Genomic DNA, 21,220 nt, shown 5'->3' on the forward strand with positions numbered 1-21,220 from the left:
AATATGAAATAAAATTAAGGAGGAATATTTTAATGTACGATTTTGTTGTTATAAAATATAGTGAAATAGGAACGAAAGGGAAAAATAGAAATGTGTTTGAGAATAAATTAATGAATAATATAGTACTTCAATTGAATCATGAAGTAAATGCAAAGAAGATTTATGGTAGAATCATAATTATTCCAAAGGATAATAAAAAAATAAATGATGAAATGTTAAATAGAATAAAAAAGGTTTTTGGTATAAAGTCAATATCTCCAGCTGTAAAGGTTGAAAAGGATTATGAAGATATAAAAAATAAAATAATAAGTTTATTAAAAGAAAAAAATATAGAATCAGGTACATTTAAGGTTGATACGAGACGTGTTGATAAAATGTTTCCTATTAGAAGTTTTGATTTAAATAAAGATATTGGTGCAGAAATACTTGAAAAATTTCCTGGGATGAAGGTTGATGTTCATAATCCTGATTATTTAATAAGAATTGAAATAAGACATGAAATGGCATTTGTGTATTTTGAAAATCTTGAATGTCATGCTGGATATCCTGTAGGTGCAGGAGGAAAAGCAAGTATTTTATTATCTGGTGGTATTGATAGTCCTGTGGCTGCATGGATGATGATGAAACGTGGAATGAAAATGAATGCTATTTCTTTCTATAGTCCGCCTAATAATAGTGAAAAAACTGTTATGAAATTAGTGGAGTTGAGTAAAGTTTTAAGTACGTATTATCCATTTAAATTCTATCATTATATAATTCCTTTCACTGAAGTTCAAAAGGCTATAAAGAATATTAACGTTGAATCATATTCGTTGATTTTGCAGAGAAGATCAATGATGAGAATTGCAACAATTATTGCTAAAAAAAGTGGTTCTCAGGCATTAATTACAGGTGAAAATATAGGTCAGGTGGCTTCACAAACACTGGAAAATATGATATCCATTTCAGACGCAACTGATATGTTGATTTTAAGGCCATTATTGGCTTTTGAGAAGCTTGATATTGTTAATAAATCAAAGGAAATTGGAACTTATGACATTTCTATATGGCCATATAATGATAGCTGTGTGGCATTTTTACCTAAAAAACCAGCTACAAAATCATTTCCGGACAAAATGAAAAAATACGAAGAAAGAATAGAAAATCTTGAAATTTTAGAAGAAGAAGCAATAAAAAATAGCATTGTATATGTTATTAAAAACGGGGAAGTAGAGGAAAAATACATCTTTCATGAGAGAGAGGTGGTGGATAAGTGAATAAAATAGGGCTGTTTTTTAAAAGGATTTTATTAACAATATGGTTTTATCTGGGATTAATATGGTATGTTGGAATTTATGGTACCTGGGTTATAATCAGATCTAAAATCATAGAAAAAACAAAAGGAAAAGAAAAGGCAGAAGAATATATTATAAATGTTTTAAAAAAATTTGGGAAAAATGCATTTAAGTTAATGGGAGTTAAGGTATATGTAGAAAGTGAATTTGATCTGTCTCAAATGGGCGATGAAGCGTATATGATAGTGGCAAATCATCAAAGTTTACTTGATATTCCTCTTATAATAGGATATGTATTCCCAACAGCGTTTATAGCAAAGAAAGAGCTTTCTAAAGTTCCTATTGTTTCATTTTTTATTAAGGCATTGGGATCTGTATTTATTGAAAGAGGGAATGCAACTCAAAGTGCAAAAGCATTAAGAGAACTGCGAAAAAAATTAATAGATGGCCAGAAACTTGTTTTATTTCCAGAAGGGACAAGAACCTTAGATGGTGAAGTTAAGCCATTTAAACGTGGCTCATTGATGATTCCATACAGATATAAGGTAAAAATATTACCTGTTGCAATTGATGGAGCCTATGAAATTGCTAAAAAGGGACGTTTATATATTACACCACACCCAATAAACATCACTATATTTAAGCCTGTAAATCCTGAAGAATTTGGTAGCGAAGCTGAATTAAGGGATTATATATATAAATTAATTGCCTCAAAAGTGAATAAAAAGGAAGAATTTGAGGAAGTGGTTTAATGTTTAAAAAGGTAGATGTAATTACAATGGGGTTAGATAAAGTATCCAACTCTCCGGTAATCTTTTTAAGAATAGAAAATACAAATATAGGAATTCCAATATGGATAGGAGCCTGTGAAGCAACTTATCTTGCATTATCTATAAACGAGCAAAAAACGCCAAGACCGCTTACACATGATTTATTTTTAAAATTTTTAGAGAATGAGGGATATACAGTTGAAAGAGTAGAAATAATAAATATGGTGAAAGACATATATTATGCCAATATAGTTTTTGAAAAAGATGGTGATGAATTAATATATGATTCAAGACCTTCAGATGCAATAATAATGGCTGTAAAAACGAGAGTTCCAATATATATTAAAGATTCTATAATCATAGAAAATGGCATAGATATATCCTTTATTCCAATTGGTGAACGTGATGATGAAGAAACAGATGAAGAGAGAGAAAAAAGAAAGGAATTTAAAGAATTTATAGAGAATTTTGATATTGATATGATAAAAAAACATTTCTTTGATGAAGGGAAGAAAGAAGATGGAGATTAAAGAGTTTAAAGAGATTTTTGAAAAAAAGGCAGAAGAGATTTTTTCTGAACTAAATTTGCTTGAAGAAATAGAAAAACCTTTTAAATATTCTTTTTTTGCTGGAGGAAAAAGATTAAGGCCATGGATAATATATAATATTGGACGATATTATAATATAGAAGAGGAAAAATTGCTTAGAATAGGTTTTGCTGTAGAAATATTACATACTGCATCGTTAATTCATGATGATTTACCGGCAATAGATAATAGTAATTATAGGCGTGGAAAATTAACCAATCACAAGCAATTTTCAGAATGGCAGGCCATACTTACAGGGGATGCAGGATTTGTTATTCCATTTAAGGTGTTTTCCAATAATTTTTCTATAGATGAATCATATAAATTAACAGGATTTTTCAGTGAAATTATGTTAGATCTTATACAAGGAGAAGCTCTTGATGTAGCATTTGAAAGAGGCATGATATTACCATCGCAAAAATCTGTTGAAGAAATGTATAGAAAAAAAACATCGGCGTTATTTGAATTTTCGTTTGGTGTAATTCCTTATTTAAAGGATCTTAAAGAGGAATATCAATTAATGAAAAAAGCAGGTAAAAACTTTGGACTTGCATTTCAAATATATGATGATTTAAAAGATAAATATGGCAAATTCGAAGAGGTTGGAAAAGATTTAAATAATGACGAAAACAAAATTACTTTAATAGCACTATATTCAGACGAAAAAGCTAAAAATTATGCTGAATTTCTTTTCAAAGAGGCAAATGATATATTATTGAAATTAGGTCTTAAAGATTTTTCAAATGAGATATTAAAAATAAAACAGCTAATTGAAAGGAAGTAAAAATGGCCAAAAAAGAGAAGAAAAAAAAGGAAGAAAAGGAAGAAAAAAAGGAAGGAAAAAAGAAAAAAATAGATTTTTCCAAGATAACTGGAATAATAAAAAAAATAAATATAAAACAATTAATAGCAGATATAAAAAACTTCAAGCAACTACCTAAAAAGAAGAAAATCACGTTGCTTGGAGGTTTTTTGGTTTTTATTATATTTATAATCTCTTTAATCTTAATTCCAACATTTAGAACAAAAAAATTACAGGTTGAAGATGAAGCTAAGTCTGCATCTGTATCCAATCTCTTTTTATATGTTCCGCCTGGAGCATTTCAATATAGAAAAACCTTTACTATAAAGGCATTGAAGGAAAATTCTGCAGAATATCAGAATCTTAAAACCTTTGGTAATTTTTATGGTCCAATATATGAAATAATACCAGATGATAATAAAGAAGAATCTTCGTTAAAACCCATAAAAATAAAATATAGAATACCATTGGATTTATATTATGGAGATAATTTTAATAATTTTGCGATTATGTATGCCTCAAATGATGATCCGCCAATAATAAAAAAATTACCAGGATGCGAAATATTTAAAGACGAAAGTCTTGGGCAATATATAGTTCAGGCAAATGTATTCCATTTTTCAAAATTTGGATTGTATGTAGATTCAAATCCAAAAGAGGTTTCATATGGTATAAAAACATTAATAGAAAAACCGCCATCATTGGAACCTGATCTTTTGCTGGTGCCTGGAGTTGACAATGATTTTCTTGGATATATTCCAAACACACAAACTATTAATAACCTTTATGGTGAAAATGTATGGAGCTTGTATTTCCCAAATAGAACAATATGGTATTATAAATACCCAATTCTTGAATCCAAGCCAAAAAATTATATGGATTCATATTTTGGATTTTATATAAGAACTGGAAGCAATAGTTTTTTAGAGTTTGAAGCAGAAAGATTTGCCGCAGAATTAAAAGCAAAACAGAATAAACAATTTGATATTATTGCTCAGGGGATAGGAGCATTAATTGTAAGATATGCATTAGAAACACATCCTGAAATAAAAAATGTTAGAACTTTAACCTTATTTTCACCACCAAATAAAGGAATGAATATAGTTAATCCTATATATTACAACATCATATACAAGAAGAATCCTGAGGTTATGGAGCTCTCTTATGGTATAAACAAAGAGGATTATAATTCATTATTTTTAAATATTAGCTCCAAAATCGAAATGTATGCATCATATTATAAAGATTTGCTTCCGGATTCAAAGTTTATAAGAAAATTAAATAATATGAAAACAAGAAAAGATATTGACTATTATGTAATAATGGGAACAAAACCAGATTTAAATGCTTATTTAAAAAATTCAAAGTTAAAAGATTTTTATCCAGAATTAATTGATGGTATAGGAGATGGGCTTGTTACGTTAAAAAGTGCCGAATTAAAAAACGCCAGGATGTTTACATTTGATTTATCCTATGACAAACTATATTCTGACAACAATGTTTTAAAAACTGTTCAAAAATTATTGTCAAAAGATATAAAAACGGTAAAAATCCCTCAAATAAAAGACGATGATTTTGTTGAATCACAAAAAGAGTTAGAAGAAAAGAAAAAAGAAATGGAATTAAAAACAGAAAAAGAATCACTGGCAAATATATTTGTAAAATCCAGCTCCTATATGAAACTTCACATGATAGATTTAGAAGAACAATTGTTATATATTTCTAAATTAACTTATGGAAAAATATATATGCTTGGAGATAATGCCTTTGTGGTTTCAGATAATGGGGTATATGATCTTGATGGAAGGAATATATTAAATAAAAAAATACTTGGAAGCATAGAATATAAAAAACGTTTATATGTAACTACAATGGATGGGGTTTATGCTATAGATGCCAGTTCAAATGAATTTATGAAAATAAAAAATATAGATTTTGAAGTCCATAATAACGTTTATTACCTTCCGGAAATCAGGAAATATATATATGTTGATTATCAGGATGGTCTTGCAAAAGTATATGAAAATAATGAACTTATATCTGAAAAGACCCCTTTTGACTCTATAAAAGTAATAAATAATGACTTTTATATAATTTTAGGAAATAAGGTCTTAAAAAGAAAAGAAGATAAATGGGTTACAGTAGTTACCAGAGCTGGTATAGAAGATTTAACAAGAAAACCTATAGGTAATATAATTGATTATTATTCAAGATCATATTATATTTTCCTGCTTACATCTGATTATAGATTGGTGGTATATGATACTAAAAACTCAAAAGTTCAATTTGTTGGAGATGGCGATGTAGGCAAGATGAAGTTACTTGAAAATAACAATAGATTATGGATATTTGATAGAAATTTTGCAACATATATAGATTTAAAAAACAAGGTGTTTCCAGGTGTTTATGATTCAATTACAGATTTTGAAATTATAGATATAATAGGAATAGAAAAAGATACGTTTTTGCTTCTTATAAAAAAAGACGGGGGATTTGAATTATGGAAAGCAAAAGTAAAGTTTTAATATTATTAATTTTTATAATTTTGAATATAGTGATTTTTTCCCAGACACTTCTTGAAAAGGCTGAAGTGTATTATTTTAATGGGAAAAGCTCTTTTCAGTCTGGCGAATACAAAGCTGCAGAAAGATATTTTCAGGAAGCTTTAAGTTTAACAGCTGAAATAGAGATAAAATATCCTGATATTAGATATATGCTTGGATGGACAAAATTCTATTTAAAAAAATATACTGAAGCTGAAAAATATTTAAAATATTATCCCAATGATGAAAAAGTTCAATTAGCTTTGAAAAGTATAAGAGAAGGTAATATAGAAGAAGATTTACATTTTAAAAGTGCAAACATAACCACCGAAGAAGCAACTGGAACAGAAGAAGAAAAGATAAAAATTCCAATTACTGCTTATATTATAGCCTCTGCCATTATACTTTTAATTATTTTATTATTAGTAGGTTTATCATATTTCTTTGTATTTAGAAAATACTCATTAGGTGCTAAAGGTGCAAAGGTTGAAAAAGAAGAAGAAGAAACTATTGAAGAAGTTGAAGTTGAAGAAGAAGTAATTCCTGTAGAAGAAATACTTGAAGTAAAGGTTGATGAATTAGAGGAATTATGGCAGGAATATGAAAAGATGAAACAAAAAATGGATATTGATGAAGAAGAAATATCCAATGAATCAGTTTTGCCAGAAGCTGAACCGCAAAATGCACCACCACCGCCTCCTCCACCACCTGCACCACAAATGCAGGACAATACAGAGGAAAATCTGGAAGAATTAGATGTGGATAATCTGCTTGAAGAAAGCGAACCGCCTCAAAATGTTGAGGAAAATATAGAAGAAGAAAATATGACAGAGGAAAATATAGAAGAAAATATAGAGGAGCAAGTAGAGGAAAAGAACATAGATATAGAGGATTTAATCGAAGAAAAAAATCAGGAAACAGGTGAAGAAGAAAATACAGAAGCTGAAAATGAAACTGATACTGATGAGGGCGATAATACAATTGATGAAGTTATAGAAAAAGATAAAGTAAAAAACTTAGATGAAATAGAAACTGTAAAACCACATATGGAAGTTGTCGCGAAATATAATAAAATTATGAAAGAACCAGGTGGGGCAATAGTAGCTTCAAATGTAAAAGGAATAGAAAGTTTAGAAAATCTGGATGAGGAAGTTGCAAACAAGGGTGGAGTTTATTCAAAAGGAGACTTACATACAATATTCAAGGAAATTTTCGCGGAAAGAAATAGAGATGAACTGATGATAGAATAGAAGAAAAATAAAAAAATGGAGCGGGCGACGGGATTCGAACCCGCGACATTCAGCTTGGGAAGCTGACGCTCTACCAGCTGAGCTACACCCGCAACCGATACAAATTATACCATTTTTAAAAGATGATTTCAAGGGGGTAATTATGAAAGATAGATTATTTAAAAAAGTATTTATAATTTCAATTTCAATATATCTTTTAGCTGTAATATTTCTATTACCTGGAGTGTTTTCAGGAAAAATCTTATTAAATCAGGTTATATTGAATTTTGGTTCATTACAAATAAGATGGTATGGTTTATTAATTGCAACAGGTGTTTTTTTAAGTTTTTATCTTGCAAATGATACTGCAAAAAAATGGAATATTTCAGAAGATGACCTTTCAAATGCTGTGATGATAGGGATTATATTTTCCATTATTGGAGCACGTGCATATTATGTAACATTTAATTGGGATTATTATTCGAAATTACCTTTTAGTGAAGTATTTAAAACGTGGCATGGTGGAATGGCAATTCATGGTGGAATTCTGGGGGCGTTAATAGCAGTATATTTATATACAAAAATAAAAAAGAATATAACATTTAATTTCTTACAGGGATTGGATTTAATGGCACATGTGCTCCCGCTTGGGCAGGCAATAGGAAGATGGGGAAACTTTTTTAATTATGAAGCATATGGTTCTCCCACAAATCTTCCATGGAAGATGTATATACCGCCACAATTTAGAATGCCAGGATATGAAAGCTATGAATACTTCCATCCAACCTTTTTGTATGAATCAACATGGGATTTATTAATATTTTTATTCTTATTCTATTATGCAAGGAATAAAAAAAGGTTTGACGGTGAAATAATATCATTGTATTTGATATTATACTCAGCAGGACGTGGAGTAATAGAATTATTAAGAACAGATTCTTTAATGTTCTTAAATATGAAGGTAGCAGTATTAATAAGTATTTTATTTATAATAATAGGAATATCTTTATACATAATATTATCCAAAAAAGCTAAACAGGAGGGATAAAATGGAAAAGGCTTATGTAGGAAAAGCTATGGAAGTAGAGCCAATTACATATGATGATGGTGTGAATGTAAAAGGTGCTCACAAAAGAGTGCTCATAGGTAATAAATTGGGTGCACCTAACTTTGTAATGAGACTTTTTACAATAGAAAAAGGTGGATTTACACCTAAACATACACACAATTGGGAACATGAGGTTTTTGTGGTAAAAGGAAAATTAGAGGTATTCAATGGCGAAGAAACAGTTATCGCTGAAGAAGGAGATTTTGTATTTGTTCCACCAAATGTAGAACATCAATTTAAAAATATAAATGATGGAGAAAGTCAATTTATTTGTGTAATTCCAAAAAGTGGAGGAGAATAATAAGTGAGATTAGTAGATACACATTGTCATTTAAATTTAATAGAAGAAAGAAATGAAATAATAAAGAAATTTGATAATGAAAATATGGAATTTGTTATAGAGGTTGGAATAGATATAGACAATTCATTTAATACAGTAGAGTTTGCAAATACATATGAAAAAATATATGCCTCTGTTGGTATTCATCCAAATGATTCATCTAATTTAAGCAATAAAGATTTTGACACAATAAAAATTCTTGCATCAAATGAAAAGGTTATTGCAATTGGTGAAATAGGTCTTGACTATTATAGGGAATACACAACAAAAAAAGATCAGTATAAATCTTTTATAAATCAATTAGAAATTGCAAAAGAAATTGGCTTGCCTGTTATTTTACATATCAGGGAAGCATATGAAGATGCATTTAATCTATTAGTTGAAAATGGGATTCCAGATAAATTAGGTGTAGTTCATTGCTTCTCTTCAGATTGGAAAACGGCAAGAAAATTCCTTGATCTGGGATTTTATATTGGAATAGATGGACCAATTACATTTAAAAACAATCATAAGCTTGTAGAAGTTGTAAAAAATACGCCAATTGAAATGATATTACCGGAAACAGATTCCCCATTTTTAACCCCTGTTCCATATAGAGGCAAAAGAAACAATCCGTTATATGTAAAATACGTTATTGAAAAAATAGCAGAAATAAAGGAAATATCAATTGATGAAACATCGGAAATACTATTAAACAATGCTAAAAAAGCATTTTCAATAAAATAAGGCTGGCTTTAAGCCAGCCTTATTTTATTATTAAAGTTCAAAATACATTTCAAATTCTTTTGAAACAGGAATTGAATAAATAAGATTTGCTTCTTTCATTTTAGTGTCATACCATTTATTAATTAATTCTTCAGGGAATGTTTTTAAATAATCTTTGTCATCTTTAAGACCTTTCATTACCAATCTTAAATCAAGAGGGAATACCTTTTCATTTTCTCCTTTAGAATGGAAGCCTAATTCTACGGGATCAAGCTTCTTTTCTATGCCAGAAATACCTGCTAAAACCATTGCAGAAAGGAAGAAATAAACATTTGCTGAGCCATCGCCAGTTCTAAATTCAATTCTTGTATCAGCCTTGCTTAAATATCCAGGAATTCTTACAGCTGCGCTTCTGCTACCTTTTGAAAATGAAGCAGAAATAGGTGCTTCAAAACCTGGAACAAGTCTTTTGTATGAATTAGTTGAAGGATTTGACCAGGATAACAACGAACCTGTTAAACTGTGATTTAAAATACCGGCAGTATAATTTAAAGCCAATTCGCTTAAATTATACAATTCATCACCAACAAACAAGCTCTTTCCATCTTTTTCAAGGTATTGATGAACGTGCATACCATTTCCTGCCATATTAAACATAGGTTTTGGCATAAAGGTTACATATAATCCGTATCTTTCGGCTATTTTTCTTATTATATATTTTGCCAAAGTAACGTTATCTGCAGCATCAACGAGACTCATGAAATTCAATTCAATTTCATGTTGTGCAATACCAACTTCGTGATGGTGGTATTTTACAGGAATACCAGCATTTTCAAGTGATTTAACAATTTCATTTCTTAAAGTGAAATGAATATCATAAGGTTCATTTAAATGATATGATGAACCATAAGTTTTTGGCTGATTGTCTTCATAACCGAGTCCTTCATCATTTTCAAGGAAGTAATATGATTCTGTTTCGCCAGTTTTAAAGGTTATACCATCAAATATATGAAATTCCAATTCAACTAACATTTTTGCATCATCTGCAATGCCGCTTTCTTTTATATATTTTAAAGTTTCTTTAGCAATGCTTCTTGGATATTGTGCAAAAAATTTACCGGTTGAAGGACTGATTACATCTGATAAAACATGAACAATTTTCATTCCTTCATTTTCTTCGACAAAGATTTTTGATAAATCAGGAATAGCCACCATATCTGAATCAGTAACCTTGGCAAAACCGAAGTTAGAAGCATCAAAACCGATACCTTCTTTAAAAGTCTTTTCTGAAACATAACTCTTTGGAAGAGTAACGTGCTTTAATCTTCCGAAAATATCAACAACCATAATATCTAAAAAATCATACTCTTCAGGAATTTTATCCACTTTAAAAAAGTTAATCATAGCTGCACCTCCAATAATATATTTTCACCATGTGTACTATATCACTTCTTTAATAAAAAACATAATCATTAAAACAGTTACTCAAGGCTATTAAAGCTATTTATAAAATATTACACGCTATTTTTATTCGATTTTTAATTTTTACTTATTTAGAAGGTATTATAGAATTGGGGTTATATTATGCCTTTATAAAAATTTCTTATAATTGTGAAAAATAAAAACTCTTTCAGACAACTCGAACGCTGATCCTCAAAAACTGCTCATATACGCGGGGTCGCTTAGATTCTGCATCCCTGCAGAAGCTGCGCTCAAAAAAACATCCTGTTTTTTTGACCCTCTCCATTCGCAGTTTTTTCGGGCGTTCTTCGAGTCTTCATTCGTTTTTATTTTTCACAATACTTTTGCTGTTCCGGCTCACGCAATATCTCCGTTCGGGAAATTTCAAGCCTTCATTCACCTTTTTACTCGTGTTTTCTTTTATGTTTTACTTATATAATGACATATAATAAGAAATAAGAAAATAGAAATAATAATATGAGCGAAAACTTGAAAATTCCCGAAAAAATTCGATGTGAAGCCGGACAAAATCACACGGATGTGATTTTGAGTGAAGACGAACATGGATGTGAGTCTGCAACGACCGGCGGGAACGAGAATTTTTGAGGATTAGAATTTTCTACTTGTTTGAGCGATTATTATTATTTCTATTTTCGAAAAAAGTTTTTGAGGATTAGCAATCGAGTCTCATGAGTGAATCTTTTTATGAAGTTTTCTAGAATGATATTTTTAAAGAACTTTTATTTTTTTCAATCTACAACGAAATCAAATCATGAACTTATATTTTTCTCAATTATTGTAATTTTCAAGAAATAAAAATTCCCGGCAATAAAGCCGGGAATTGAATATATTTATCTTGGTATTTCTATTTTTGAATAATCACCAACAACAAGTCTTATAGTTTTTGGTTTTCTATCGCTGTGAACCACTGTTGCATTTGCTCCAATTATACTTGAATCCAATCTTGTTTCAAGATGTGCAATTGTTGCATTATCAAGTATTATAGAATTTTCTATTTCAGCATTTTCAATTGTAACTCCTGTTCCTATACTTGTATAAGGACCTATATATGAATCTGAAATAAGCACATTATCTCCTATAATTATTGGACCTCTAAGAACGCTATTTAAAATTCTTGCACCCTTTCCAATTACCACATTACCGTGAATTGAAGAGTTTTCATAAACAATACCTTCATTTCTGCTATCTTTTAACTGTTCTAATATTTTTCTATTGGCTTCAATCAAATCTTCTGGTTTTCCTGTATCCTTCCACCAGCCATATATAATATGTGCCCCTACATTTTTTTCATTATCAAGTAGCCATTGAATAGCATCTGTAATTTCCAATTCGCCTCTCCATGATGGTTTAATATTTTTAATAGCTTCAAAAACAACAGGTTTAAATATATATACACCGATAATTGCTAAATCCGATGGAGGATCCTTTGGTTTTTCAACAACCTTTATAACCTTATTATCTTTTAAAACAGCAATACCAAATCTTGAAGGATCTTCTACAGGAGTTAAAAGAATAAATGAATCCATATTTTCATTATTAAATTCTTCAACAAACTTTTTCAAATCTACAGTTACCAGATTATCACCTAAATACATTAAAAATTCATCATCTTTTAAGAAATCTTCTGAGATAGCAACAGCATGAGCCAATCCTTTAGGTTCTTCCTGAACGATATATGTTATGTTTAAACCAAGTTGTTCTCCAGTTCCTAAAGTGGCTTCAAAATCCTTTTTATTATCTGGGTTTACAACAATACCAACTTCTGTAATACCAGCTTCCTTAATCATTTCAAGACTATATACAATAGTTGGTTTGTTTGCAATAGGAATTAATGGTTTTGCATTTGTAAATGTTAAAGGTCTTAACCTTGTACCTTTACCAGCACACAATATCAACGCCTTCATATTTGCACCCCCTGTATAATTTTTAATAATCTTTCATGTATATATGGATTAGAATAAATAGCTTTTTTATTAAAGATTGTAGCTTTGTTTCCGGAATAATCTGTAATTATTCCTCCAGCTTCTTTTACAATAATATATCCTGCAGCAACGTCCCATGAATTTCCTTTTACAGAAATAAATGCATCAAGATTTCCAGTTCCCACATATGCAATTTGTAAAGCAGCAGTACCTAACAGTCTCACTCTCATTACATTGTTTTCAAGAGCACGGAAAAATTTATATGTATGACCACGTAAATTTCCTAAAGATATCATAGAACTCTCAATATCTTTATTCCAATGAGGAATTACCTTTTTGCCATTTTCATATACTCCTTTTCCTTTTTCAGCATATATTAATTGATTCATAACAGGTGCATATATAACACCATATAATGGTTCATCATCTTCAACATATGCAGCGGAAATGCAGAAATTTGGAATTCCTTTTGCAAAATTAACAGTTCCATCTATTGGGTCAATAACCCAGTATCCTTTAGTTGAAGGTTTTTTGTCAAAACCATCTTCTTCAGCCAAAAATCCTATTTCAGGAAATTTTTTAGTTAATTCATTATATAAGAAATCCTGAACTCTAAAATCAAGAGAAGTTACCAGATCAAATTTCGAAGATTTAGTATTAACAGAAAACTCTTCTTCACGCCATTCCAAAAGCTTTCTTCCAGCATTAAAGACAAGATCCTTTAAATATTCAAACTCTTTCATCTTTTCACCTGCTTCATTAATATATTATTTAATCCAGTCTTTATACACACACCACATAAAGAACATTTATCCCATCTGCAGTCTTCAGTAGTTTTTGCTTCTTCAGCTTTTTTTTCTTCAAATTTTAAAAATTCTTCGGTTATTAAAATGTCCACGATTTTCCATGGCAATTCATCTGTATTTATTTCATCTAAATAAAGAGATGTGTTTATATTATTTTTGTTTATAGCTCTTGCCCATTTTCTAAAATCGAATTCTTCTTCCCATTCATCGAAAATGGCACCTTCTTCAAAGGCTGCATCATAAATAACCTTTCCAATTTTACTATCTCCACGAGATAACAATGCTTCAATTAAACTTTCGTAAGGGTCATGGATGTTTAATCTTGCGAATTTCCTTACTTCATTTAATATTTTTATTTTTTCCTTAACCTCTTTTGGTTGTACAAACCGCTCTTTTTCAAAAGGAGTATGTGGTTTTGGAATAAAAATCGAGACATTAACAGTAATATCCTTTAATTTGGCCTCTTTTTTTATTTTTCGAGCTAATTCAACAATAGCTTTTACGTCTTCATCGGTTTCTCCTGGCAATCCTATCATAAAATATAGTTTTATTCTTCTCCAGCCAGCTTCTTTGGCAAATTTAGCGACATTAATAATTTCTTCTTCACTTAAATTTTTGTTTATTATATCTCTTAATCTCTGTGAACCAGCTTCGGGAGCAAAGGTTAACCCTGTTTTTCGGGCTCCAGAAATCTTACTTCCAATTTCTATACCAAATCTATCAACCCTGCTTGAAGGTAAAGAAATTGAAATTCTGTTTTCTTTTAAAAAATCATTTAATTCATCAAGAACACTTTCTAAATCACTATAATCCAGAGTACTCAAAGATAATAGTGAAATTTCATTATAACCGGTACTTTCAAGTGTTTTGTAGGATAAATCAATTATGCTCTTGGCTGTCCTTTCTCTTACAGGTCTATAATAAAAACCCGCGTGACAGAATCTACAGCCTCTATCGCAACCACGCATAACCTCTATTATAGCCCTGTTGTGAATAGTTTTAATCTTTGGGACTATTTGATTAACCGGAAATTTCACCGTATTTAAATCTCTAACCTTTCTTACTTTAACTCTATCTTTAAATTTTGGAATATAAAAACCATAATTATTTTCTTCAACAGGATAAAATTTTGGCACATAAAATCCTTCCGTTTCGTGAAATTTTTTAAGTTTTTCTTCTCTTGAAACATCACTTGAAATTATTTTTATAATATCTTCAGAAACCTCTTCGCCATCACCATTAAAAAAAACATCAATAAAATCCCTTAATGGTTCAGGATTTGAAGCGCTCGGTCCTCCGGCAATAATTATAGGATCATTTTCGGATCTATCTTTTGACCAGACAGGTATATTTCCAAGTTTTAACGAATGTAATAGATTGGTATAAGATAGCTCATATTGCAAGGTAATTCCTATTAAATCAAAATCTTTTATAGGAGTAAATGTTTCAAGAGAATATAAAGGAATATTGTGTTTTTTCATCTCTTCAATCATATCTTTCCAGGGTAAAAAAATCCTTTCAGCATACACATTCTCAAAAGAATTAAATTCATTTAATAATATTTGAAACCCTGTGTGAGACATACCAACTTCATATAGGTCTGGAAACATAAGACCTACTCTTATTTTATTATTTAAATCTTTTTTTATAATATTATATTCTCCGCCAATATATCTTGCAGGTTTTCTTACTCTATGTAATACACCGCTTGAAAATAACCATTTCTGTATATTCAAAATAAATCCTCCCTCTAATCTATTCAAAAACTAAGTATATCATAAATCTTTTAAAGTTTATGAAATTCTTTTTATTTTTTATATTACTTTTTTGCTGCTTTGTTTAGAATAAATAGATTTCCTTTGAAGTTTGTATATACATAAAACATATATATAAAGAATATTATGTGTTTTTTTTGGATAAAAAGGTTCGCTATGTTAATAAAATATTTTGATTGTTAATAAAATAAATGAAATTTTTTTCATACTTGACAGTTATATTAAAGTGTGGTAAAATATAACCAAGATTTTACATTTGTAATATTAAGGGAGGGATTCTATGAAGAAGTTTTTATTGACGATGGTTTTAGTTTTAAGTCTCGTTGTATTTGCAAACATTAAAATTGGTGTTGTTTTACCAATGACCGGTGGTATTGCAGCATTTGGTGAAATGAGCTGGCAGGGAATTGAATTAGCACATGAAATGTATCCAGAAGTATTGGGTCAGAAAATTGATTTAGTACTTGTTGATAACAGATCCGAAAAAACAGAAGCTGCAAATGCTGTAAGTAGGGTAATTGACAAAGACAAGGTTGTAGCAATTATTGGTGAAGTTGCAAGTGCTCATTCATTAGCAGGTGGTGCAGTTGCCGAAAGAAAACATATTCCTATGTTAACTTCTTCATCAACAAATCCATTAGTTACAACAGGTAAAAAATATGTTTCACGTGTATGTTTTATCGACCCATATCAAGGTGCTGCAGCAGCAATATTCGCATTTGATAATTTAAAAGCAAAGAAAGCAGCAGTATTTATTGATGTTGAACAGGATTACAGTGTTGGTTTAGCTAATTTCTTCAAAAAGAAATTTAAAGAACTTGGCGGAAATTACTTTATTGAATTCTTTAAAACAGGTGACCAGGAATTTAGTGCTCAATTAACAGATGCATTAAATAAAAATCCAGATGTATTATATATCACAGGATATTATCCAGAAATTTCATTATTTGCAAGACAGGCAAGAATGTTAGGATACAATGGTCCAATACTTGCTGGTGACGGTGCAGAAGCAGAAGAATTAATAAAAATCGGTGGAGATGCAGTAGAAGGATTATATTACACAACACATTTCCATCCAGATGGTGCAGCAACAGAAATGACAAAGGTATTTGTTGAAAAGTTTATAGAAAAATTTGGAACAAAACCAGGTGCTATGCATGCTTTGGGATTTGATGCATACTTAGTTATGAGAAAAGCTATTGAGATGGCCGGGAAAGCAGATCCAAAAGCTATTGCTAAAGCAATTAGAGAAGTTAAAAACTTCCCTGGTGCAACAGGTATGATTACTATTAACAAAAATGGTGATGCTGAAAAATCAGTTGTAGTTGATATGGTTAAAAATGGAGAATTTACATATGTAACTACAGTAAATCCTGCTGAAAAATAATTTTAGCTTTAATTCCCCGGTCACTCCGGGGTTTTTTATTGATTGAAATGGAGGTGTTTTTGTGAGTGGTTCAATTTTTCTTCAAAATTTATTTAATGGCTTAATGTTTGGAGGATTATATGCATTATTAGCCGTTGGATATACAATGGTCTATGGGATTTTAAGACTTATAAATTTTGCCCATGGTGACATTATGATGATGGGTGTTTATTTTGCGTTTTATGCATCATTGGTAGGTTCTCCCCTATGGCTCTCCGTAATTATTGGTGTTTTAGGAGCTGCATTTCTTGGTTTCCTTATAGATAGAATTGCATATAAACCTTTGAGAAACGCTCCTAGAATTTCCGCGTTAATCACAGCAATTGGTATGAGTTTCTTTTTAGAAAGTATAGCTGTTGTTGTTTTTGGTGCAGTTCCAAAATCATTTACAGCAGTTTTTAATGAAAATAACAAATGGATATTAAATAAAACATTTACAATTGGAGGGGCAAGAATACCAGTTTTAACCTTTATGGTTTTCATAATAACAGCTGTATTGTTCTTAATCCTTTTCTGGATAGTATATAAAACAAAAATTGGTATGGCTATGAGGGCAATTTCCTCAGATATACCTACAACATCATTAATGGGTATTAATGTGGATATGGTAATTGGTTTTACATTTGCATTGGGTTCAGCAATGGCAGCAGCTGGAGGTATTATGTGGGCTATGAGATATCCTAACGTATTTCCATATATGGGATTTATGCCCGGTCTTAAAGCATTTATTGCAGCTGTTCTTGGTGGAATAGGTTCTATTCCTGGTGCTGTTGTTGGTGGATTTTTATTAGGAATTATGGAAATATTCCTTGTTGCATTAATGCCATCTGCAGCAGGTTACAGGGACGCCTTTGCTTTTATTATCCTTATTATCATTCTTTTAATAAAACCCGATGGATTATTGGGTAAAAAATCTGTGGTAAAGGTGTGATAGCATGAGTATGAAAAAATTAAACTGGATATTAAATATAATAGCTATTGTTATATTTACGCTTTTTTTATCTTATGCCAATAATAGCTTTGATGATTACACATTAAGAATTATTACTTTAATACCTATTTATGCAATAATGGCAGTTAGTTTGAATTTAATAAATGGTATTACAGGTATATTCTCATTGGGACATGCTGGATTTGTGTTATTAGGTGCTTATACATCAGCATTATTAACCCTTGAACCAATGCAAAAGGAAATGTCTTATATAATTATGCCAATTCAGCCATGGTTATTGAATCTTCATTCAGGATTTTTGGTAGCAACAATTGCTGGAGGAGTAATTGCAGCTGTATTTGCATTTCTAATTGGATGGCCTACTTTGAAATTATCAGGTGATTACCTTGCAATTGCAAGTTTGGGTTTTGCTGAAATAGCAAGGGTTGCAGCAAATAATATGATTAGCGTTACCAATGGTCCTCTTGGATTAAAAGGACTTCCTAATTACACAAATGTATATTGGGCATGGGGTTGGTTATTGGTTACATTAATCGCTATTATCAGTCTTGTTAAGAGTTCATATGGAAGGGCTTTGATTGCTATAAGAGAAGACTCAATAGCTGCAGAATCAATGGGTATAAATGTATTTAAACATGAGTTATTGGCCTTTGTTTTTGGTGCATTCTTTGCAGGTATTTCAGGAGCATTATATGCTCATTGGCTTACAACAATTGATCCAAGGATTACAACATTTGGTCCGTTATTGACATTCTATGTATTAATAATGGTTGTTCTTGGAGGTTTAGGAAGTATTACAGGTTCTGTTATAGGTGCAGGAGTATTTGCTCTTATGTTTGAATATTTAAGAGCTTTAGAAGAACCATTTGATATTTTTGGTATGCATGTTCCAGGTATTCCAGGAATGAGAATGCTTGTTATTTCTGCAATATTTATCTTCCTGATGATATTCTGGCAGAAGGGTATTATGGGAAGAAGCGAACTTACATGGGAGAGAATATTAAAATTCTTGAAAATAGAAGTGAAAAAACCTTCCTTAGCAGAGGTTTATTTAGGTAAAGAAGGTGATGAATGATGAAAAAAATTCTTGAAATGAATCACATAACAATGCAATTTGGAGGGCTTATAGCAGTTAATGATTTTCATAATCAATTGTATGAAGGAGAATTATTGGGCTTAATAGGTCCTAATGGAGCCGGTAAGACAACAGCATTTAATGTTATTACAGGTATCTATATCCCTACAAAAGGCAAGGTAATTTTTGATGGTATTGATATTACGCCATTTAGACCACATGAAATTACGCATCTTGGAATTGCCAGGACATTTCAGAACATTAGATTATTTCAGGATATGACAGTTTTAGAAAATGTTATAGTTGCTCAACATCATATGCTTTCAAATAGCGATGTGGATAAAATAATGAAAAAGCATGGTAAAAATCCAAAGGGTAGTTCGCCAATGTGGTTTATAAAGGCTCTTACAAAAATTGGATATTTAAGTAAAGAAAAAGAAATGATAAAAGAAGGATTGTTATTATTAGAAAAGGTTGGATTATTACATCTTGCAGAGGAAAAAGCATCAGCATTACCTTATGGGTTACAGAGAAAATTAGAAATTGCACGTGCTCTGGCAACGCATCCAAAAGTATTGTTATTGGATGAACCAGCAGCAGGTATGAATCCACAGGAATCTGAAGAATTAATGCATTTTATTAGAAAAATAAGAGATGAGTTTAATCTTTCCATACTTTTAATAGAACACGATATGAAGGTTGTTATGGGAGTGTGTGAAAGAATACTTGTTCTCGATTATGGTGCAATAATTGCTGAAGGTAAGCCTGAAGAGATTCAAAAGAATCCAAGGGTTATTGAGGCATACCTTGGAGAGGAGTGGAAGAATGCAAAAGCAGAATAATAATGAAATAGTACTTGAAATTAAAGATTTAAACATATATTATGGAGCTATACATGCTGTAAAAGGAATTAACATAAAGGTTCCAAAAGGGAAGATTATAACCCTTATTGGTGCCAATGGTGCCGGAAAAACCTCAACCCTTTCAGCTATTGCCGGACTTGTAAAACCAAAAAGCGGTGAAATACTCTATAAGGGAAATAATATTGCAGGAAAAAGTTCACATGAAATTACAAGAATGGGTATAGCTCTTGTTCCAGAAGGACGTAGAATATTCCCGAATTTAACCGTATATGAAAATCTTATGATGGGTGCATATAATAGAAAAGATAAAGAAGGTATAGAAAGAGACTTAGAATGGGTATATAATTTATTCCCGCGATTAAAGGAACGTTTAAAACAATTAGGAGGAACATTATCAGGTGGAGAACAGCAAATGCTTGCTATTAGTAGAGCAATTATGAGTAAACCTGAAATTATAATGATGGATGAACCATCGTTAGGATTAGCACCTGTACTTGTTTCTGAAGTGTTTGATATTATAAAGGTTATAAATGAAAATGGAGGAACTATCTTATTAATTGAGCAAAATGCTGCTCAGGCATTAAGAGTATCCCATTATGGGTATGTGCTTGAAACAGGAAATATTATACTTGAAAATGATTCAGATTTATTATTGAAGGATGAAAGTGTACAAAAAGCCTATCTTGGAATGGCCTGACAACTATTGATACGCCGTCATAGTTGCACCTCATAATGCTTAAAAATCAAAGGCTCCCCTTACGGGAGCCTTTGTGCATTATTCTGTAGCTTTATTAAAGTTTAATATTCCTCTTTTTTCTAAGAGAATTAAAAGAGGTAATCCAAGTGCATAACATGCTATTGCTTCTCCAATACCAATCCATAATACAGTTGACCAATATGGAACATGTGCAAGAGGAGCAACATAAGCAGAAACACCAAATGCATTAACAATTACAGGTGGCAATGGTGCAAGATATTTATTTGGCATTTTATAGGTTAAATATGCGGCTACTAAAGTCAAAGCGCTGCCAAGAAAGATATCAATTGCGCCAAATCCACCAAAAATATTAGCTAACATAGCTCCAATATACAATGCAGGAATAAAAATAGGATTTAAAAAAGGTAAAACGGTTAAAGCTTCTGAAATCCTTACCTGCATAGGGCCGTAACTAATAGGTTGTAATACCACAGTTAATGCGACATATAATGCCGCAACTACACCTGCCAATACCATGTTTTTAGTTTTCAAAGAAAACACCTCCTTGTTTTGTTAAGGCGGGTGCCGCGACCGCCATGAATAGCAAAGAATTTTAACATATTATTTTTAAAAAAATATTTCTTTTAAAAGAAAATAGCAACAATTATAAACAATACAATAGCTATGACAAGTGAGATGAAAGCGTGTTTATCATTTTTTTGTATAACAGATTCTTTTTTTAAGTAACCTTTTCTTAATTCCTTAGCAGAACTATTAAATAAATACATAGAGTTAATTATTAAAATTACACCAGCGTAGAATAATATATTGGCAATCATTCACTTATTCCTCCTTGTAAATTTT

At 30.7% G+C, this 21,220-nt stretch carries 20 protein-coding genes and 1 tRNA gene; 14 read left to right on the top strand and 7 right to left on the bottom strand.

Translation table 11 applies throughout. The features are described from left to right. Positions 1-32 precede the first annotated feature (32 nt). The 6 genes from thiI to XO10_RS09330 are packed head-to-tail and all read left to right on the top strand — an operon-like array spanning position 33 to position 7,226. Positions 33-1,256, top strand: coding sequence for a tRNA uracil 4-sulfurtransferase ThiI (gene thiI, locus XO10_RS09305; RefSeq protein ID WP_014297321.1), 1,224 nt, complete (start codon positions 33-35; stop codon positions 1,254-1,256). Next, the gene (locus XO10_RS09310; RefSeq protein WP_014297322.1) at positions 1,253-2,026 is read left to right on the top strand and encodes a 1-acyl-sn-glycerol-3-phosphate acyltransferase; all 774 of its coding nucleotides are present in this window, start codon (positions 1,253-1,255) and stop codon (positions 2,024-2,026) included. Before thiI ends, XO10_RS09310 begins: the two co-directional genes overlap by 4 nt. Next, positions 2,026-2,574, top strand: coding sequence for a bifunctional nuclease family protein (locus XO10_RS09315; RefSeq protein WP_175421428.1), 549 nt, complete (start codon positions 2,026-2,028; stop codon positions 2,572-2,574). Before XO10_RS09310 ends, XO10_RS09315 begins: the two co-directional genes overlap by 1 nt. Then, positions 2,564-3,415, top strand: a complete 852-nt coding sequence (locus tag XO10_RS09320; RefSeq protein WP_014297324.1) for a polyprenyl synthetase family protein — start codon at positions 2,564-2,566, stop codon at positions 3,413-3,415. The genes XO10_RS09315 and XO10_RS09320 overlap by 11 nt, the downstream gene beginning before the upstream one ends. 2 nt (positions 3,416-3,417) lie before the next feature. After that, positions 3,418-5,958: a hypothetical protein gene (locus XO10_RS09325; protein ID WP_175418525.1), complete on the top strand. Its 2,541-nt coding sequence runs from the start codon at positions 3,418-3,420 to the stop codon at positions 5,956-5,958. Next, positions 5,934-7,226: a hypothetical protein gene (locus XO10_RS09330; protein ID WP_175421429.1), complete on the top strand. Its 1,293-nt coding sequence runs from the start codon at positions 5,934-5,936 to the stop codon at positions 7,224-7,226. Before XO10_RS09325 ends, XO10_RS09330 begins: the two co-directional genes overlap by 25 nt. Before the next feature lie 16 nt (positions 7,227-7,242). On the opposite strand, the gene XO10_RS09335 is transcribed toward XO10_RS09330, so the two are convergent. Then, a tRNA-Gly gene (locus XO10_RS09335) sits at positions 7,243-7,318 on the bottom strand. 50 nt (positions 7,319-7,368) lie between these two features. Here XO10_RS09335 and lgt point away from each other — a divergent pair. Genes lgt through XO10_RS09350 form a run of 3 tightly spaced genes read left to right on the top strand, consistent with a single transcriptional unit; the run spans position 7,369 to position 9,379 of the window. Beyond that, the gene (gene lgt, locus XO10_RS09340; RefSeq protein ID WP_014297327.1) at positions 7,369-8,253 is read left to right on the top strand and encodes a prolipoprotein diacylglyceryl transferase; all 885 of its coding nucleotides are present in this window, start codon (positions 7,369-7,371) and stop codon (positions 8,251-8,253) included. A gap of 1 nt (position 8,254) precedes the next feature. Next, positions 8,255-8,614: a cupin domain-containing protein gene (locus XO10_RS09345; RefSeq protein WP_014297328.1), complete on the top strand. Its 360-nt coding sequence runs from the start codon at positions 8,255-8,257 to the stop codon at positions 8,612-8,614. Between the two features lie 3 nt (positions 8,615-8,617). Beyond that, the gene (locus XO10_RS09350; RefSeq protein ID WP_175421430.1) at positions 8,618-9,379 is read left to right on the top strand and encodes a TatD family hydrolase; all 762 of its coding nucleotides are present in this window, start codon (positions 8,618-8,620) and stop codon (positions 9,377-9,379) included. 30 nt (positions 9,380-9,409) lie between these two features. On the opposite strand, the gene XO10_RS09355 is transcribed toward XO10_RS09350, so the two are convergent. The 4 genes from XO10_RS09355 to XO10_RS09370 all read right to left on the bottom strand — a co-directional run bounded on the left by XO10_RS09355 (position 9,410) and on the right by XO10_RS09370 (position 15,304). Continuing rightward, positions 9,410-10,762, bottom strand: coding sequence for a glutamine synthetase family protein (locus XO10_RS09355; protein ID WP_014297330.1), 1,353 nt, complete (start codon positions 10,760-10,762; stop codon positions 9,410-9,412). 908 nt (positions 10,763-11,670) lie between these two features. Next, positions 11,671-12,744, bottom strand: coding sequence for a glucose-1-phosphate thymidylyltransferase (locus XO10_RS09360; protein ID WP_014297331.1), 1,074 nt, complete (start codon positions 12,742-12,744; stop codon positions 11,671-11,673). Further along, on the bottom strand, positions 12,741-13,505 hold the full coding sequence (locus XO10_RS09365) for an inositol monophosphatase family protein (protein WP_014297332.1): 765 nt from the start codon (positions 13,503-13,505) through the stop codon (positions 12,741-12,743). The genes XO10_RS09360 and XO10_RS09365 overlap by 4 nt, the downstream gene beginning before the upstream one ends. Next, positions 13,502-15,304 carry a TIGR03960 family B12-binding radical SAM protein gene (locus XO10_RS09370; protein ID WP_175421431.1) on the bottom strand — a complete coding sequence of 601 codons (1,803 nt, stop codon included), beginning with the start codon at positions 15,302-15,304 and terminating at the stop codon, positions 13,502-13,504. Before XO10_RS09370 ends, XO10_RS09365 begins: the two co-directional genes overlap by 4 nt. Positions 15,305-15,623: 319 nt before the next feature. On the opposite strand from XO10_RS09370, the gene XO10_RS09375 reads away from it, so the two are divergent. The 5 genes from XO10_RS09375 to XO10_RS09395 all read left to right on the top strand — a co-directional run bounded on the left by XO10_RS09375 (position 15,624) and on the right by XO10_RS09395 (position 20,356). Next, positions 15,624-16,730: an ABC transporter substrate-binding protein gene (locus XO10_RS09375; RefSeq protein ID WP_014297334.1), complete on the top strand. Its 1,107-nt coding sequence runs from the start codon at positions 15,624-15,626 to the stop codon at positions 16,728-16,730. Between the two features lie 61 nt (positions 16,731-16,791). Continuing rightward, positions 16,792-17,700, top strand: a complete 909-nt coding sequence (locus XO10_RS09380; protein WP_014297335.1) for a branched-chain amino acid ABC transporter permease — start codon at positions 16,792-16,794, stop codon at positions 17,698-17,700. 4 nt (positions 17,701-17,704) lie between these two features. Continuing rightward, positions 17,705-18,796 carry a branched-chain amino acid ABC transporter permease gene (locus XO10_RS09385; protein ID WP_014297336.1) on the top strand — a complete coding sequence of 364 codons (1,092 nt, stop codon included), beginning with the start codon at positions 17,705-17,707 and terminating at the stop codon, positions 18,794-18,796. After that, positions 18,793-19,638: an ABC transporter ATP-binding protein gene (locus tag XO10_RS09390; protein ID WP_175418528.1), complete on the top strand. Its 846-nt coding sequence runs from the start codon at positions 18,793-18,795 to the stop codon at positions 19,636-19,638. Before XO10_RS09385 ends, XO10_RS09390 begins: the two co-directional genes overlap by 4 nt. Beyond that, on the top strand, positions 19,622-20,356 hold the full coding sequence (locus XO10_RS09395; RefSeq protein ID WP_014297338.1) for an ABC transporter ATP-binding protein: 735 nt from the start codon (positions 19,622-19,624) through the stop codon (positions 20,354-20,356). Before XO10_RS09390 ends, XO10_RS09395 begins: the two co-directional genes overlap by 17 nt. A 78-nt stretch (positions 20,357-20,434) precedes the next feature. On the opposite strand, the gene XO10_RS09400 is transcribed toward XO10_RS09395, so the two are convergent. Together XO10_RS09400 and XO10_RS09405 are read right to left on the bottom strand one after the other, a co-directional pair. Beyond that, on the bottom strand, positions 20,435-20,908 hold the full coding sequence (locus tag XO10_RS09400; RefSeq protein WP_014297339.1) for a QueT transporter family protein: 474 nt from the start codon (positions 20,906-20,908) through the stop codon (positions 20,435-20,437). Between the two features lie 92 nt (positions 20,909-21,000). After that, positions 21,001-21,195, bottom strand: coding sequence for a hypothetical protein (locus tag XO10_RS09405; protein ID WP_014297340.1), 195 nt, complete (start codon positions 21,193-21,195; stop codon positions 21,001-21,003). Positions 21,196-21,220: the final 25 nt, after the last annotated feature.

The organism is Marinitoga sp. 1135 (assembly GCF_013363245.1).
GTDB classification, from domain to species: domain Bacteria; phylum Thermotogota; class Thermotogae; order Petrotogales; family Petrotogaceae; genus Marinitoga; species Marinitoga piezophila.

What these genes read in the sequence shown, in the direction of transcription:
- thiI (WP_014297321.1), top strand. Translation starts at nt 33, where the DNA reads ATGTACGATTTTGTTGTTATAAAATATAGTGAAATAGGAACGAAAGGG.
- XO10_RS09315 (WP_175421428.1), top strand. Translation starts at nt 2,026, where the DNA reads ATGTTTAAAAAGGTAGATGTAATTACAATGGGGTTAGATAAAGTATCC.
- XO10_RS09320 (WP_014297324.1), top strand. Translation starts at nt 2,564, where the DNA reads ATGGAGATTAAAGAGTTTAAAGAGATTTTTGAAAAAAAGGCAGAAGAG.
- XO10_RS09325 (WP_175418525.1), top strand. Translation starts at nt 3,418, where the DNA reads ATGGCCAAAAAAGAGAAGAAAAAAAAGGAAGAAAAGGAAGAAAAAAAG.
- XO10_RS09330 (WP_175421429.1), top strand. Translation starts at nt 5,934, where the DNA reads ATGGAAAGCAAAAGTAAAGTTTTAATATTATTAATTTTTATAATTTTG.
- lgt (WP_014297327.1), top strand. Translation starts at nt 7,369, where the DNA reads ATGAAAGATAGATTATTTAAAAAAGTATTTATAATTTCAATTTCAATA.
- XO10_RS09345 (WP_014297328.1), top strand. Translation starts at nt 8,255, where the DNA reads ATGGAAAAGGCTTATGTAGGAAAAGCTATGGAAGTAGAGCCAATTACA.
- XO10_RS09355 (WP_014297330.1), bottom strand. Translation starts at nt 10,762, where the DNA reads ATGATTAACTTTTTTAAAGTGGATAAAATTCCTGAAGAGTATGATTTT.
- XO10_RS09360 (WP_014297331.1), bottom strand. Translation starts at nt 12,744, where the DNA reads ATGAAGGCGTTGATATTGTGTGCTGGTAAAGGTACAAGGTTAAGACCT.
- XO10_RS09365 (WP_014297332.1), bottom strand. Translation starts at nt 13,505, where the DNA reads ATGAAAGAGTTTGAATATTTAAAGGATCTTGTCTTTAATGCTGGAAGA.
- XO10_RS09375 (WP_014297334.1), top strand. Translation starts at nt 15,624, where the DNA reads ATGAAGAAGTTTTTATTGACGATGGTTTTAGTTTTAAGTCTCGTTGTA.
- XO10_RS09385 (WP_014297336.1), top strand. Translation starts at nt 17,705, where the DNA reads ATGAGTATGAAAAAATTAAACTGGATATTAAATATAATAGCTATTGTT.
- XO10_RS09390 (WP_175418528.1), top strand. Translation starts at nt 18,793, where the DNA reads ATGATGAAAAAAATTCTTGAAATGAATCACATAACAATGCAATTTGGA.
- XO10_RS09395 (WP_014297338.1), top strand. Translation starts at nt 19,622, where the DNA reads ATGCAAAAGCAGAATAATAATGAAATAGTACTTGAAATTAAAGATTTA.
- XO10_RS09405 (WP_014297340.1), bottom strand. Translation starts at nt 21,195, where the DNA reads ATGATTGCCAATATATTATTCTACGCTGGTGTAATTTTAATAATTAAC.